The organism is Vicinamibacteria bacterium (assembly GCA_035570235.1).
In the GTDB taxonomy this organism is placed as follows: Bacteria; Acidobacteriota; Vicinamibacteria; order Fen-336; family Fen-336; genus DATMML01.
Map to the genome: position 1 here is coordinate 124,414 of DATMML010000083.1, position 14,875 is coordinate 139,288.

The window sequence follows — 14,875 nt, forward strand, 5'->3', positions numbered from 1 at the left end:
GTGACCCCCCGGCCCCATGACCCTCGAGCTCCCCGACGTCGCGGCCCTCGTGCGACGGGCCCTGGCCGAGGACTTGGGGGGCCGTGATTTGACCACGGAGGCGGTCGTGCCCCCCGACCTCCGGGCCCGGGGCGTGCTGCTGGCAAAGCAAGACCTGGTCGTCTCGGGCCTGGACGCCGCCGGGGCCACATTCCAAGCTCTGGACGGAACGATGTCCTTCGCGCCCCGGGCCGGGGAGGGTGAGCGCGTCCCCGCCGGAAGCATCCTCGCCCTCGTGTCCGGCCCGGCCCGCGGGATCCTGACCGGGGAACGCGTGGCCCTGAACTTCCTTCAGCGCCTCTCGGGGGTGGCCACTCTCACGCGTCGCTTCGTGGAGGCAGTGGCGGGAACGGGCGTGCGCATCCGCGACACCCGCAAGACGACGCCGTTCTTGCGCGCGCTGGAGAAGAGGGCCGTGGGGGCGGGAGGGGGAGAGGCCCACCGCGCGGACCTCGCCGCCGGTATCCTCGTCAAGGACAACCATGTGCGTCTGGCCGGCGGGGTCGCCGAGGCGACCCGGCGCGCGGTGGCGGAGGCGGGAGCGCGTCCCGTCGAGGTGGAGGTGGAGCGGATCGAGCAGATCGAGGACGCCCTGGGGGCGGGCGCGACCATGCTCCTGCTCGACAACTTCACGGCCCCCGATGTCCGCCGGGCGGTCGCGCTCATCGGGCACCGGGTGCCGGTGGAGGTCTCGGGAGGGGTGACCCTGGCCACGGTCCGCTCCTATGCAGAGGCCGGGCCGGATTACATCGCGGTGGGAGCGCTGACCCATTCCGCGCCCGCTGCCGACATCTCGCTCGAAATCGAGGGGGCGTGACCACTACCACGGAGCGGCTCCGGGGTTTTCTCCAGGCGAGGGGAGGCGCCTGGACGGGGCCCATCGAGCATTTCCCGAGCCTGGGCTCCACCAACGATCTCTTGAAGGAGCGGGCCCGGGCGGGCGCCCCGGAATGGAGCGTGCTCCTGGCCGACGAGCAAACGGCGGGGCGGGGGAGGCAGGGCCATGCCTGGGCCTCGCCTCCGGGGGGGCTCTATCTCTCGGTTCTGATGCGGCCCCGTTTCCGCCCCGGTGGTCTCATCCCCCTCGCGGCGGGGGTGGCGGTGGCAGACGCGCTCGCCGACCAAGGGCTGAGCGCCCAGCTCAAGTGGCCGAATGATGTCCTGATCGGCGAACGCAAGCTCGGGGGAATCCTCGCGGAATCGGCGGCCGGCGTTGCAGGCTTGGAATGGGTCGTGGTCGGGGTGGGGATCAATCTCGAGCTTCCCCCCGCGGGCCTGCCCGCGGGGGTGAGAGCGACCGCCACTTCCTTCCGGGCCGAAACCGGCACCGCCTGCGATGCCGCCGCCCTGGGGGCGGGGGTTCTGGCGGGTTTGGCCGTCTGGTATGATGACTTGATTCGAGGGGAGCCTGCGGCCCTGCTGGCCGCGTGGCGCGCGCGCTCCGTACCCTGGTGGGGGCGGGCGGTGGAGGCTCGCTCGGCCGCGGGTGCCGCCATCCGGGGCTTGGCGCGCGACGTGGACGAGGGGGGCGCGCTTCTCCTCGAACTCGAAGATGGGTCCCGGGTGCCGGTCATTGCCGGCGAAGTCCGGGAGTTGCGGCTGAGGGACCCCGGTTCTCGATGAGCGTGCTCCTCACCATCGACGTCGGTAACACCAACACCGTGCTCGGGCTTCACCAGGGGGCCGAGCTCAAGGCTCACTGGCGTCTCACCACCCGCCGGGAACAGACCGCCGACGAGTATGGCATCCTGGTCCGCAACCTCTTCGCCACCTCCGACCTCGCACCGGGGCAGATTGAGGGCGTGGCCTTGGCGAGCGTCGTGCCGCCCTTGACCCCCGTCCTGGTGGCTCTGTCTCGCGAGTACCTGGGCCACGACCCGCTCGTGATCGAGCCCGGCGTTCGCACGGGGATGCCGATCCTGTACGAGCCGCCCGGGGACGTGGGCGCGGACCGCATCGTCAACGGGGTGGCTGCGTTCGCCGCCTATGGCGGTCCCGTGATCGTGGTCGACTTCGGGACCGCCACTACCTTTGACGTCGTGACCAAGAAGGGCGAATACGCAGGGGGCGTCATCTGTCCCGGCATCGGGATCAGCGCGGACGCGCTGTTTCAACGGGCGGCCCGACTGCCCCGGGTGGATGTGCGCCATCCAGGTCGAGTGGTGGGGAAATCCACGGTGGGCTCCATCCAGTCCGGCTTGTACTTCGGCTACGCGGAGATGGTGGAGGGTCTCATCCGTCGGATCCGCACCGAGCTACAGGAGCCGGTCAAGGCGGTGGCCACGGGCGGCCTGGCCGAGACCCTGGCCGGCGATATTCCTTCCATTGAAGCCGTGGACCCCGTGCTCACCTTGACCGGGCTGCGCCTGATCTGGGACCGCAACCGGACGCCCGCGCGGTAGCCGCGGCCCGTGACCCTCCCCGATGCCGAGGCTTCGTACTACCAGACGATAGAGGAGTTCTTCGTCTCCCGTCGCGGGGACCCGCTCCTGCTCTCGAACGCAGATTGGCTCCTCATTAGAAGATGGCGGATGGCGGGAATCCCCCTGCGGGTAGTCCTCCGGGGAATCGCGGATGCTCTGGACAGCCACGCTTTGTCGTGGAGCCGGGACCGCAAGGTGGGGAGCCTCGCCTATTGCGCCAGCGAGGTGGACGCCGCCCGCGACCGCTGGTCACGGTCGCTCTCCCTGGGAGCGGAGATCGACGTCAACGCCGTGCTCGAGGGGTTCGCCGCGGATCTGGAGCGGGCCCGGGGGCTGGGCCAGTCCGGGCTGGGTGTGGCCCGTGAGCTCGCCGCGGACCTCCGGGGCCGCGCCGCAGGAGATCGCCTCGAGGGAGTGGAGACCTGGCTGGGCGGGCGGGAAGCCCTCCTCCTCGACGCCATCAAGCAGGACGCGGGCCCGGAGGTCGTGGCCCATGTATGGGGCGAGGTGGAGGACGCGCTCGCGCCCTATCGGGAGCGGCTGCCCGCGCGCGTGCTGGACCAGATCCGCACCGAGTCCCGGGCCCGACGCCTGCTCGAGACGCATGGCCTCCCCCGCCTCAGCTTGTTCCACGCGGTGTCCGCAACGACCACCGCTCCCTGGGAAGCGGAGAGGTGACGAAGCGGGGGGCAGGGGCCGGCCTGCGGCCGCACGACCGGGTGGAGATCGTGGTCGAGAAGGGGGTCTACCGGGGCCTGGGTCTGGCGCGCCACCAAGGGCAGGTGGTTTTCGTTCCCCGGGCCCTGCCCGGCGATCGCGTGCGGGCGCGGGTGGAGGCCGTCCGCTCCGGGTACGTGGAGGCGACCCTGGAGGCCCTGGTCGCGGGCTCGCGGGAGCGACGGCCCTCGCCCTGCCCCTACGCGCCGAGCTGTGGCGGGTGCGCCTACCAGGAACTGGACTACGCGGCGCAGCTGCGGCTCAAGGAGGGGGTCCTGCGCGAGTCCCTGCAGCGGGCGGGCGCGGCCTGGGCGGGGGAGATCCCGATCGCTCCTTCGCCGGAAGAGGGCTGGCGGACACGTGCCTCGTTCCATCTTCAGGCGCGGGGCCGCTCGCTCCATCTCGGGCTCCACGAGGAGGGCAGCCATCGGGTAGTGGACCTACCCTATTGCCTCCAGCTCTCGGCGGCCATGAACGGGGCCGCCCGTGGCCTGCGTGGCGCCCTGGAGCGGAGACCGGACCTGGCGGGCGGAGTGCGGGGCATCGACCTCCTGGAGTCTCTCGACGGCCGGGAACTCGTCGGTTCCTTCGAGACGGAGATGGACGCGCAGCAGGCGGTTGGGCTACTCGCCTTCGCCGAGGGCGCTCCGGGGCTGACCGGGATGGGGGCGGTAGCGGGGCGTGGCCAGGCCCGGGGATACATCTCGCTGCGGGGAGCCCCCTATGTGCACTCCTCCCTGTTGGGTCGTGAGCTCCGCGTGCACGTGCAGTCGTTTTTCCAGGCCAACCGGTTTCTCATCGAGCCGCTCGTGCGGGGAGTCGTGGAACTCATCCCCGGGGGCGGAACCGTACTTGACCTCTACGCAGGGGTCGGGCTCTTCTCGCTGCCCTTGGCGGCGGGTGCGGGCGACGTGCTGAGCATGGAACTCAGCGCCAGCGCTGCGGACGACGCGGTCTTCAACTTTCGACAGGCGGGGCTAAAGAACCTGCGGCTGCGCACGGGCGATGTACTCGAAGGTCTGGCCACCTGCCCCGCGCGGCCCGGCGAGCGGATCGTCCTCGACCCACCCCGCTCGGGGGCGGGGGCGGCGGTGGTGCAGGCGATCGCGGCCCGCCGCCCTGAGGTCGTGGTCTATGTTTCCTGCGATCCACCCACGCTCGGGCGGGACCTGGCGACTTTTGCCAAGGCGGGCTTCCGGCCCGATGCCCTCCGGGCCTTCGACGCCTTCCCCGACACCTTTCATCTGGAGACGATTGCCCGCCTGGTGCCGGGCTGAGGGTCAATCTCGGCCCTTACGCCCGGCGCTCGCAGAGCCCAGGCCCCCGGGGGCCGGCGAGATCCAACCCGGGATGGCATCCGCAGCCCGAGGGGGGAGCGAAAGGCGCTCGGTCGACGCGAACGCTCGGTTTCCGGGGACGGGGAGGGGGACCTCGAAGCGGGAAAACTATGCTAACATTCGGCGCCTGCGGGTGATAGCGACGCGGCCTCTGGCCGCGGGCATGGGAGCCGCCGCAAGCGGAGGCCACGAGGGCCGGCGTCGACTACCAGCGGTATGAGCCAGGAACAAAAGCCCTTTGCGGTCAATGATCGTCGGCATTTCACCGCCGACGGACAGGCTCGGGAGAATGACCCTGCCCCCGCTGCGCCCGCTCCGGCCTCGCCCGCTGAATCGCCCTCAGCGTCTCCCTCGGGGGCGGCCGGGCCGGCCGACTTTGGCCAGTTCATCCTGACGCTCGGAGCGCAGGCCGGGTTCCTCTTGTCCGGCCAGGGGGGGGCGGAAGGGCCTTCTCCCCACGAGGCCTTGCAGGATGCCCGGGCCCTCATCTCGATCCTCGAGATGCTCAAGGACAAGACCGAGGGCCGTCGGACCCCCGAAGAGGACCGGATCTTGGACGGAGTCCTCTACGAGCTCCGCTTGGGCTACGTGGCCCGCGCGGGGGTGAGCGGGGCGTGAGGCGGTCGCTCGCGCGGTGCCTCCTCATCCTGGTCCTGTTCCCTCCCTTGACGGTGGGGGCCCAGGGCGACAAGGTCATTGACCTGCGGGCCGCCCATCCGATCACGGTGAGCAGCTTCGAGGGGCTGTGGGCCTCCTACATGAAGGCGGACCGGGCGGGGGACACCGAAAACGCGCGCCGCATCTTCCGTGAAATCCGTCGGCTACGGATCGAGCGGAACATCGGGAACCTGGAGACGCTGGGCCTTGGCCTCGTATCCCTGGGGCTCGACCGCTTGGGCAGGGGCGAGCGCGATCGTGCGGAAGAGCTGTTTCACAACGCGGTGGGCCTGTCCCCGAACCTGCCCGACGGCCATCTCGCTCTGGCCCTGACCGACATCAAGGGCGGCCCCCTCGGCATTGTGCCCGCCGTGAGCGAGACCCTGTCCGGGACCCTGGCTCGCTTCGGGACCGCGCGGGGGCGCTACTACCTTCTGGAACTCGTGATCCCGGTGGGGCTCCTGGTCTTGTTCGCAACCACCCTCGTGTTTTCGCTGGCTCTGTTGCTGCGCAACGGGACCCTCCTCCTCCACGACCTCGAAGAGTCGATGGGGCCGGGGCGGCACCGGGCGGTGGCCTTGGCGTTCTATCTGGCCCTTCTCTTGCTGCCCGTGGCCAGCTTCCAAGGCTATGGTTGGCTTCCGCTGTGGTGGCTGGCCCTCCTTTTCGTCTATTTCGGCCGGACCGAGAAGCTCCTGACCCTCGGCCTCTTGGTCGGCAGCCTGGCGGTGGGGCCGTTGACGAGCCTGCTCGAGTCCCGCCTCCTCGCGGCGCGTAACCCGCTGTTTTGGGATGCGGTGGAGGCGGTGGAAGGGGGGCCCGACTCGCGGGCCATCGCGGACCTGGAGGCGGCCAGCAAACGGTACCAAGGGGACCGAGACCTCGCCTACTTGCTCGCCGCCCAATACAGGAAGGCGGGCCGCTACGACGACGCCATGGCCCTCTACCGCGACCTGCTGCGGTCCGACCCCAACGACGGGATCGCCAAGAACAACCTCGCTAACCTGGAGTTCTCGCGGGGGGATTACCCGGCCGCGATCGCGCGCTACAAGCAGGGCACGGAGACGGGCGCCCCCCCCGAGCTCGCGGCCACGTTCTTCTACAACCTCTCGCTCGCCCACCTCCAGAAGTTCGAATACCAGCCCGCCCAGGAGGCGAAGTCGAACGCGGATCGGCTCGCTCCGGGCTTGATGGCCGTCTACGACCGGCTCTGGAGGTACGACAAGGGGGACTACGCGGTGGTGGACCTGGGTCTTACCCCGGACCAGGTCTGGGCAAAGTTCGCGGGGACCCCCGACGGAGTGGCGGAGAAGAACCTGGCCGGACGTAGCGTGAGCGACATCGACGCGCGCGCGGTGCTTGCGGGCGCCCTCAATCGCTTCGGCGTCTTCATCCTGGTCTTCGCCCTCGTCGTCCTGCTCGTCATCGCCTGGCGGGGGAAGAAGATGTTCACCATGCACTGCATGAAGTGTGGCACCGCCTTCTGCCGCCGGTGCCACCTCGGCACGGCGGTGACCGGACTCTGTACCCAGTGCCACCACCTCTTCGTGGTCCGAGACGGCGTTTCCGGGCCTGCCCGCAACCGAAAACTCCTCGAGGTTCAGGCGGAGGAGGATCGGCGCAACCGAATGTTCCGGATCCTGTCCTTGATCTCGCCGGGGGCGGGGCATCTCTACGCCCAAAAAACGCTGCTGGGTATGGCCTTCGCCTTCTTATGGTACTTGGTGATCGTGGCCTCCCTCCTCACCGGCCGCGTGCTCCCTGTCACCGAGGCTCCCTCTGTCCTGGCCCGGCCCTGGGGCCTAGGCCTAGCCGCCTTCTTGCTCGTCGCCCTCTACATAACCGCCAACCGCTCACGGCCGGATTTCGAGGTCCTGATGCCCATCCGCCGCGGGCAACCCGCCGGCCGGCCGGGTCGCAACTCCTGAGGTCCTGAAGCAGCCATGGCCCTCGAGGGAACGATCAAGGACTTCGGCCTTCCCGATATCTTCCAGTTGATCGGCCTGCAACGGAAGACCGGCCTCCTGACCCTGACCAGCGAGAAAGAGAGCGTGGCCGTCACCTTCGAGAACGGGATGGTGGTCATGGCCGACTCCTCCTCCAGACGGCTGGAGGACCGCCTGGGCAGCGTGCTCGTCAAGCAGGGCAAGCTCAGCAAGGAGCGCTTGGAGGAAGCCCTTCAGGTCCAGAAGCAGACCCTGCAGAGGCTCGGTCACGTGCTGGCCACCAACAGCTACATCACGACCAAGGACCTGAAGGACGCGCTGCAGGTGCAGGTCTCCCACATCGTGTTCAAGGTCTTCCGCTGGCGGGACGGGAACTACAACTTTGCCCCCACCGACAGCGTGGACTACGACCGCGAGAACTTCAACCCCATGAGCGCGGACTTCATTCTCATGGAAGGGATCCGGATGGTGGACGAGTGGCCCATCATCGAGAAGAAGATCCCTTCCATGGACATCGTCTTCCGCAGCGCGGTGGATCCCTCCTTGATCGAGGTGGGGGCGGCGCGGGCCGAGGAAGCCCCCGCGGCGGGCCCCGCGGGCAAACGGACGCCGGCCAGCTCCTCCAACAAGATTCGGCTGAGCCCGGAGGAGGAGCGGCTCTACCGGAGGGTGGACGGCACGCGGAGCGTGCAGGCGATCATCGACGCCAGTGGCGCCCCCGAGTTCGAGGTCTGCCGCACCCTCTTCGACCTCTTGAACCGCAACATTATCGCCAAGGCGGGAACGGGAACGGCCCGGGCCGAGGAGGAGGAGGGAGTCGCGGACACGGTGGGGTCGGGCATCCCCGGCTTCGTGGTCCTCGCCCTGGTGGTCCTCCTCTCCCTGGCCGGAATCGCGGCCCAGCTCCGTTCTCCGTTTGCGGTGACGGGCCTGCCTCCGCTCTTGGGGGGCTCTTCCGACGAGTTGCTCGAGGGTGTGAGCCTCTCCCGATTGCAGCGCCTGGACCGCGCCCTCGTCGCCTACCACCTGATCCACGGCGCGCCCCCGCGCGCCTTGGACGACCTGGTGGCGAGTGGCCTCCTGGACGCGGGCGGCCTCGAAGACCCCTGGTCACGCCCCTACCACTACGCCCCCGGCCCCAGCGGCTACCTGATCAGCGCGGTGGACGACTCGGGCCGGCCGCGCCGGACCGCCTCCATCGAGAGAGTGCTGTCCGTCGAGAGGCCCTAGAGCCCGACCCCTTCCCATGGAGATCGTCCGCCTGGGCACTCTGTCGCCGCGCGGCTGGCCGGCGCCGGCGGTGACGGTGGGGAATTTCGACGGTGTCCACCGGGGACATCAGGTCCTGGTGGCGGGGGCGGTGCGGGCGGCCCGGGCATCGGGGGGCACGGGCGTGGTCCTGACCTTCGACCCCCACCCCGGGCGGGTCCTGAGCCCCGAGCGGGCGCCCTCCGCTCTCATGACCCTGGAGCAGAAGGCGGAGGTCCTAGCCGGCCTCGGCGTGGACTATCTAGCGGCCCTGCCCTTCACGCTTGAGCTCTCCCGCGAAAGCCCCGAGCAGTTCGCGCATCACGTGCTTCAGCAGGCCCTGGGCTCGTGCCTGGTGGTGGTGGGCAACAACTTCCGCTTTGGGCATGGACGGGCCGGCGACCTCGCAGAGCTCAAGCGCCTGGGTGCCGCCCTGGGGTTCCGGGTGGAGGGTCTGGAGCCGGTGTGGCACGAGGGAGCCCCCATCAGCACTACCCGCATCCGGGAAGCCCTGGCCCGGGGAGCGGTGGAGGCCGCACGGGACCTGTTGGGGCGCCGGTTTGCTGTGGACGGGACGGTGGTGGAAGGAAAGGGCCGGGGGAGGACGCTCGGCATTCCAACCGCTAACCTGCAGCCCCAGAACGAGACCCTCCCGCGCGTGGGGGTCTACGCCTGCTGGTGCCGGCTGGGCGGGGCCGGGGGCGATACCCGGCCCGCGGTCGTGAATCTGGGACGGCGGCCCACCTTCGGAGGCGGGGAGACCACCCTCGAGGCCCACATCCTGGACTTCGAGGGCGACCTCTATGGCGCCCGCCTGCGCGTGGAGTTCGCGGTTCGGCTGCGGGAGGAGCGACAATTCGCGGGGGCGGAGCCCCTCCTCGAGCAGGTGCGGTTGGACATCGGGGAGGCGCGGCGCGTCCTCGGCGCCGCCCATGGAGAAGCCCCGAAGAACACGGTATAGTCGCGCTTGAAACCGGAGGGCCGCGCGAGGTCATGAGCGAACTGGAGGTCCAGACCCGCGAGCTCGATGATATCGTCCTGCTCTACCCCCAGGGCTTCATCAACGCCCACACCGTGCGCCTCTTCGAGAGCGCGATTCAGAAAGCCCTCAAGGACAACCGGTTCAAGATCGTGGTCAACTGCTCGGGGCTCGTCTACATTGCCAGCGCCGGGCTGGGCGCGATCATGGGCGCGATCGAGGAAGTCCGGGGCAACGGCGGTGACATCCGCCTTTCGGAATTGAACGAAACCGTCCTCAACATCTTCGAAATCCTCGGCTTCAACCACCTGTACCGGGTGTTCCCCTCCGAGATAGAGGCGATCCTGAGCTTCCGCCAGGGCGAGGCTCCAGGGGCTTGAGGTCTTGAGGACAGGGGCCAAAGGGGGGGCGCGATCCCGGCGGGGAGCCACCCCGCTTGCTCGGGCGGGTCCGCTCCGGCCCACGGTCGTGCTCTGCATCCCCAGCCAGACCTCGTTCCTGGGTCTGGTCCGGGACGTCAGCAAGAGGATCGCGGAGGCGGCCGGGTTCCAGAATGGCCTGGCGGAGCAGCTGGCCTTGGCCGTGGACGAAGCCACCACCAACGTCCTGGAGCACGCCTACCACGGCGCCACGGACCGCATGGTGGAGGTCCGCCTGGAAGACCGCGGCTCCGAGTTCCGGGCGGAGGTCGTGGACTCGGGCTCCATGGTGGACCTGCGGTCTATCCCCGAGGTTGATCTCGATCGTTACCGGACGGAACGCCGAACGGGTGGCCTGGGCATTCACCTCATGGGCAAGATCATGGACTCCGTCACCTTCCGGCGCTCGGCCCGCAGGAACGTCTGCAGCCTCGTCAAGCGAAAGCCGGGCCCTTCGGGCGGCCCGGCCTGAGCGCGTCTTCCATGCCGACTCCGGTCGTCTTCCAGTATCAGCGGGCCCTCGATGAGTTCCGGCGCGAGGGTCGCGAACCGCCCCTCCTGAAGCGGATGTCGGAGCTGATCTCGCTACTCGACCTGAGCACGACCCTGAACTCCAGCCTCTCCGCGGAGGAGATCCTGGACGGTGCGCTCCTGATCGTGATGGGGGAGCTGCAGGTGGGGCGGGGAGGCATCTTCGTGCGCGGGGAAGACGACCTCTTCCGGGTCAAGGCCTCCCGGGGCCTGCCCCCGGGCGCGCCCGCGGCGGTGGCGCTGGGAGCCATCCCCCGGGAGGAGGTCCTCCGGCGCGGCTCCGACCCCGGGGGAGGCCCCGCCTTCACGGCCTTCGGCCTGGAGCTGCTGTGCCCGATCTTCAAGGGAGACCGCACCATCGCTGTCCTCGGTCTGGGTCCGCGGGCCGAAGGCCGACCGTTCGGACCCGAGGAAGTGGGCTTCCTAAGGAGCCTGGCCGCCTGCACAGCCGCCCCCATCGAGAACGGCCTCATCTACGACGAGTTGCGGCGGGTGAATCAGAAGCTCTCCGTGAAGGTCTTCCAGCTCCACAACCTCTTCGACATCAGCCGAGAGTTGACGGGAACCTTTGATGAAGAAACGATCAAGAACCTGATTGCCACCACGGCGATGGGCCACTTCATGGTCTCCCGCTGTGCTCTGTATCTCGGTGGTCCGGCCAGCCTGGCCTTGGCCCACGAGCGGGGGCTCCACCGGGCCGAAGAGGAGGCCCGCGTGCCCGAAGAGGCCGCCCGGCCCGTGCTGGAAGTCTTGCGCGCGGCCATGCCCGTGGCGGAGCTGCCCGGGGGCCCCCTGCGCGACCGGCTCCTGAGGACCCGGATGTCCCTGGCCGTGCCCCTCGCCGTCGGGGGTCGGGTCGAAGGCCTCCTGGCCCTGGGCGAGCGGGCCTCCGGAGCCCCTTTCTCGGAGGAGGACCGCGACTTCGCGCAGACCCTGGCCCGGCAGGCGTTGGCTGCCCTGGAGACCGTGCGGCTGCACCAGGTGCAGGTCGAGAAACAGCGGCAGGACCGGGAGCTGCAGATTGCCCGGGAGATCCAGCAGAGCCTCTTCCCCCGCCACTGGCCACGGGTGGAGGGTTTCGAGCTGGCGGCGGAGAGCCACGCCTGCTACCAGGTGGGCGGCGACTACTACGACTTCATCTCCCTCTCCGGGGGACGCTTGGCGCTGGCCATCGCCGATGTGGCCGGGAAGGGCACCCCCGCCAGCATCCTGATGGCCTCCGTCCACGCCTCCCTGCAGGCCCTGGCCGGCACCGCCGAGCCCGCAGTGTTGATGGCACGCCTGAACCGCTTCCTCTTCGAAAGCACTCAGGACAACAAGTACGTCACCCTCTTCTATGCGGAGCTCGACCCCTTGACGCGTCACCTCATCTACGTGAACGGTGGCCACGTGCCCCCCTATTGGGTCACGGGCGATCGGACGGATCGGCTGGGGGTGGGGGGGCCCGTTCTGGGCCTCTTGGAGCACGCCACCTATGAGGTGGGGCACGTTCGCCTCGCCCCCGGGGACCTCGTGGCCATGGTCACGGATGGGGCCACCGAGGCCCTCTCGCCGCAGGAGGAGGAGTTCGGCGACGAGCGGATCAGTCGCATGCTCCACGAGTCTGCCCCGACCACCGCCGCCCGCGCCCTCCGGGATCTGGTCGCGGCCGTGAACGACTGGACGGGACCCGCCGGCTGTACGGACGACCTGACCGCCCTCGTCCTGAAGGCCCTATGAGGCTGGACCTACACCTCTACAACACGCTGAGCGGGCAAGTGGAGCCCTTCCGGCCCTTGAACCCTCCGCAGGTCGGCATGTACGTCTGCGGCCTGACCGTCTACAACCGGGGACACATCGGCAACTTCCGCACCTACGTGGCCACCGACCTTCTTCGTCGCACCCTGAAATACGCGGGCTACCAGGTGAAGGAGGTCATGAACATCACCGACGTGGACGACCGCATCATCGCCCAGGCCCAGGAAGCGGGTAAGGATTTGCGGTCGTTTACGGCGGAATTCATCCAAGCCTTCGAAGAGGACATGGCCACCCTGAGGCTGGAGCAGCCGGAACACATCCCCCGCGCCACCGAGCACATTCCGGAGATGATCGACCTCATAAAGCGGCTGCAGGCGCGGGGGCACACTTACGACGCGGACGGGAGCGTGTACTTCCGGATCGCAAGCTTCCCGGAATACGGCCGGCTCTCGCGGCTGGACGTGTCCGGGATAAAGGCGGGGGCGCGCGTCGACACCGACAAGTACGAGAAGGAAGATGCCCGGGACTTCGTGCTCTGGAAGGCCAAGGTGGATGAGCCGGAGTGGGCTCACTGGGAGGCGCCCCTCGGCCGGGGTCGGCCGGGCTGGCACATCGAGTGCTCGGCCATGAGCATGAAGTATCTCGGCCAGACATTCGATCTCCACTGCGGCGGCGAGGATCTCATCTTTCCCCATCACGAGAACGAGATCGCCCAGAGTACCTGCGGCACGGGGAAGCCATTCGTTCGTCACTGGCAGCACGTCCGGCACCTGCTGGTGGAAAACGAGAAGATGTCGAAGAGCAAGGGGAATTTCTTCACCATCCCCGATCTCCTCGCCCGGGGCCACTCCCCGGAGGCGATCCGGTATCTGCTCGCGAGCGCGCACTACCGAAAGCCGCTGAACTTCACGTTCGACGGCCTCATAGGGGCGGCCGCGGCCTTGGATCGGATCTGGCGGGCGGGGGAGCTCCTGGAGAAAACCGTCCGCGTCGGAGACTCGAAGGCGCCCCCTCACGAGCAGACCGCGCGCACCGCGGAGGACGCGAAGCGAGCATTCGACGAGGCTCTGGCCGACGACTTGAACACGCCGGAGGCGCTCGCCGCCGTTCACGGCCTCGTGAACGAGGCCTTCCACGAGGTAGCGCTCGGGACTCTCACCACCAAAGGCGCCCAGCTGTTGCTGGCCCGGCTGCGTGAGATGGACGCCGTCTTCGGAGTCTTTCTTCCTGTAGCCCAGGAGGAGCGTCTCTCCCCCGAAGAGCAGGCGCTCTTCGACGAACGCCAGGAGGCGCGCCGGCGGCGCGATTTCGCGAGGGCGGACGCGGCCCGCGCGAGCCTGGAAGCCTTGGGCATCCTCCTCGAGGACACTCCCAAAGGAACGGTGTGGCGTCGCCGACGCTGAGCGCCTTCCGTCGCAAAGGGTTGAGGAGCGTGGGATTATGGAGCGGGAAACGGGATTCGAACCCGCGACTTCGACCTTGGCAAGGTCGCACTCTACCGCTGAGTTATTCCCGCTCTAGAACCGCCTTCCATCGTATCCAGGGGGCGGTGTTCCGTCAACCCCGCTTCTTGATCGCGATCCGCGAGTCTCATATAGTGATTCCAGATCGCGGCGGCGTAGCCAAGTGGTTAAGGCGGAGGTCTGCAAAACCTCTATTCTCCGGTTCAAATCCGGACGCCGCCTCCATCCTTCCAATGAGTTACGGCGGACGCGTTGCCCGGAGGGGGACCGACTCTAACTATTCTCTAACTCGTCCGCGCGGCTAGGGCTGGAGTGTGGTACTATATGGCTCGGTTGCGTTGGCAGCGGCCAACGCCGACGGAAGTCGGCAAGCCAACCACGTCGCTGGTGAGGCGACGGCAACTCGAACAGCACACCATCAACGTCGTCGCCGGTAAGGCGACGAGAACTTTAACGGACCTAACGAGCTTGTCTAGGCTCAAGGAGATGTTACATGGACAACGACAGTTCTCTCCCTAACAAGGTATCCACTTCCTTCCAGCAGCTTAAGGCTGCCGCCGCCCAGCTCAACACTATCTCCGATGAACTGGCCGGTCCCGTAGCCGCCCTGGACGCCGCGCTCAAGCCGCTGAATCTCGGCATCTCGGCCTGGGTGAAATTTGCCGGAGACTTCGACCACGACACGGGCGACTTCTGGACGCGCGAGATCGGCTATGCAAAGGTCGGGGCCAAGTGGGGCATAGCGCTGCGCACGAGAGAAGGCAACGCCGCGGACCCCGACCAGAGCATTGAGAGATGGCCCTTCAACGAGGCACCCAGGGCATACCGTGTTGACGCTGTAGAGAAGCTACCCGACCTTCTCGAGACCCTGATCAAAGAGGCGACGGCCACCGCCGAGAAGGTCAAGGGCAAGATCGCGTACGTGCAGCAGGTCGTCGCAGCGATCGGCGGGCCTCCGTCAAAACCGACCGCACACAAGGCACCGGCTGAGTCCCCCCAGAAGGCCGCTCTCGGGAACCTCCTCTCGGCGCTAGAGCAGGCGCGGGCTCTGGAGCAAGCAAGTGGTCTGTCGACGGCAGTGCAGGCGGAGGCCCTTCGGGCCATGGAGCAAGCAGCCGGCCTGTCGAAAATAGAGCGCGAAGAGGCCATCCGAGCTGTGGAGCAAGCAGCCGGCCTGTCGAAAGTAGAGCGGGACGCGGCCATCTGGGCCATGAGGCAGGCAGCCAGCCTGTCGCAAATGGAGCGGGACGCGGCCATCTGGGTTATGGAGCGAGCGACTGGCTTTTCGGCAGCAGCGCAGGCCGAGGCCCTTCGGGCCATGGAGCAAGCGACCAACCGGTCGAAAGTCTCAAGAGCAAAGCCCCCGATAAGGCCGGTGG

The 14,875-nt window shown here is 68.4% G+C and carries 14 protein-coding genes and 2 tRNA genes; 15 read left to right on the forward strand and 1 reads right to left on the reverse strand.

The annotated features are described in order from the left end of the window. The first annotated feature begins 16 nt into the window (after positions 1-16). The 13 genes from nadC to cysS all read left to right on the forward strand — a co-directional run bounded on the left by nadC (position 17) and on the right by cysS (position 13,436). On the forward strand, positions 17-856 hold the full coding sequence (gene nadC, locus VN461_15140; protein HXB56115.1) for a carboxylating nicotinate-nucleotide diphosphorylase: 840 nt from the start codon (positions 17-19) through the stop codon (positions 854-856). After that, positions 853-1,662, forward strand: coding sequence for a biotin--[acetyl-CoA-carboxylase] ligase (locus VN461_15145; protein HXB56116.1), 810 nt, complete (start codon positions 853-855; stop codon positions 1,660-1,662). The genes nadC and VN461_15145 overlap by 4 nt, the downstream gene beginning before the upstream one ends. A 2-nt stretch (positions 1,663-1,664) precedes the next feature. Further along, complete coding sequence (locus VN461_15150) at positions 1,665-2,441, forward strand: type III pantothenate kinase (GenBank protein ID HXB56117.1); 777 nt, start codon at positions 1,665-1,667, stop codon at positions 2,439-2,441. 9 nt (positions 2,442-2,450) lie between these two features. Then, entirely contained in the window at positions 2,451-3,140 is a 690-nt protein-coding gene (locus tag VN461_15155) for a hypothetical protein (protein HXB56118.1), read from the forward strand. Continuing rightward, on the forward strand, positions 3,137-4,456 hold the full coding sequence (locus VN461_15160; GenBank protein HXB56119.1) for a class I SAM-dependent RNA methyltransferase: 1,320 nt from the start codon (positions 3,137-3,139) through the stop codon (positions 4,454-4,456). Before VN461_15155 ends, VN461_15160 begins: the two co-directional genes overlap by 4 nt. Before the next feature lie 276 nt (positions 4,457-4,732). Beyond that, positions 4,733-5,134: a DUF1844 domain-containing protein gene (locus tag VN461_15165; protein HXB56120.1), complete on the forward strand. Its 402-nt coding sequence runs from the start codon at positions 4,733-4,735 to the stop codon at positions 5,132-5,134. Next, the gene (locus tag VN461_15170; GenBank protein HXB56121.1) at positions 5,131-7,101 is read left to right on the forward strand and encodes a tetratricopeptide repeat protein; all 1,971 of its coding nucleotides are present in this window, start codon (positions 5,131-5,133) and stop codon (positions 7,099-7,101) included. The genes VN461_15165 and VN461_15170 overlap by 4 nt, the downstream gene beginning before the upstream one ends. A 15-nt stretch (positions 7,102-7,116) precedes the next feature. Then, positions 7,117-8,349, forward strand: a complete 1,233-nt coding sequence (locus VN461_15175; protein ID HXB56122.1) for a DUF4388 domain-containing protein — start codon at positions 7,117-7,119, stop codon at positions 8,347-8,349. Between the two features lie 16 nt (positions 8,350-8,365). Further along, positions 8,366-9,328: a bifunctional riboflavin kinase/FAD synthetase gene (locus VN461_15180; protein HXB56123.1), complete on the forward strand. Its 963-nt coding sequence runs from the start codon at positions 8,366-8,368 to the stop codon at positions 9,326-9,328. A gap of 32 nt (positions 9,329-9,360) precedes the next feature. Continuing rightward, positions 9,361-9,726, forward strand: a complete 366-nt coding sequence (locus VN461_15185) for an STAS domain-containing protein (protein HXB56124.1) — start codon at positions 9,361-9,363, stop codon at positions 9,724-9,726. 4 nt (positions 9,727-9,730) lie between these two features. Further along, positions 9,731-10,237, forward strand: coding sequence for an ATP-binding protein (locus VN461_15190; GenBank protein ID HXB56125.1), 507 nt, complete (start codon positions 9,731-9,733; stop codon positions 10,235-10,237). 11 nt (positions 10,238-10,248) lie between these two features. Beyond that, on the forward strand, positions 10,249-12,015 hold the full coding sequence (locus VN461_15195) for a SpoIIE family protein phosphatase (protein HXB56126.1): 1,767 nt from the start codon (positions 10,249-10,251) through the stop codon (positions 12,013-12,015). After that, positions 12,012-13,436, forward strand: coding sequence for a cysteine--tRNA ligase (cysS, locus tag VN461_15200; protein ID HXB56127.1), 1,425 nt, complete (start codon positions 12,012-12,014; stop codon positions 13,434-13,436). Before VN461_15195 ends, cysS begins: the two co-directional genes overlap by 4 nt. Before the next feature lie 38 nt (positions 13,437-13,474). Here cysS and VN461_15205 read toward each other — a convergent pair. Continuing rightward, positions 13,475-13,549 (reverse strand) — tRNA-Gly (locus tag VN461_15205). Positions 13,550-13,645: 96 nt separating this feature from the next. Between VN461_15205 and VN461_15210 the strand changes: the two genes are divergently transcribed. Both VN461_15210 and VN461_15215 read left to right on the forward strand, forming a co-directional pair. Continuing rightward, positions 13,646-13,721: transfer RNA gene (locus tag VN461_15210), tRNA-Cys, on the forward strand. A gap of 268 nt (positions 13,722-13,989) precedes the next feature. Further along, positions 13,990-14,875: hypothetical protein (locus VN461_15215; protein ID HXB56128.1), on the forward strand; the 886-nt coding region annotated here is incomplete at its 3' end.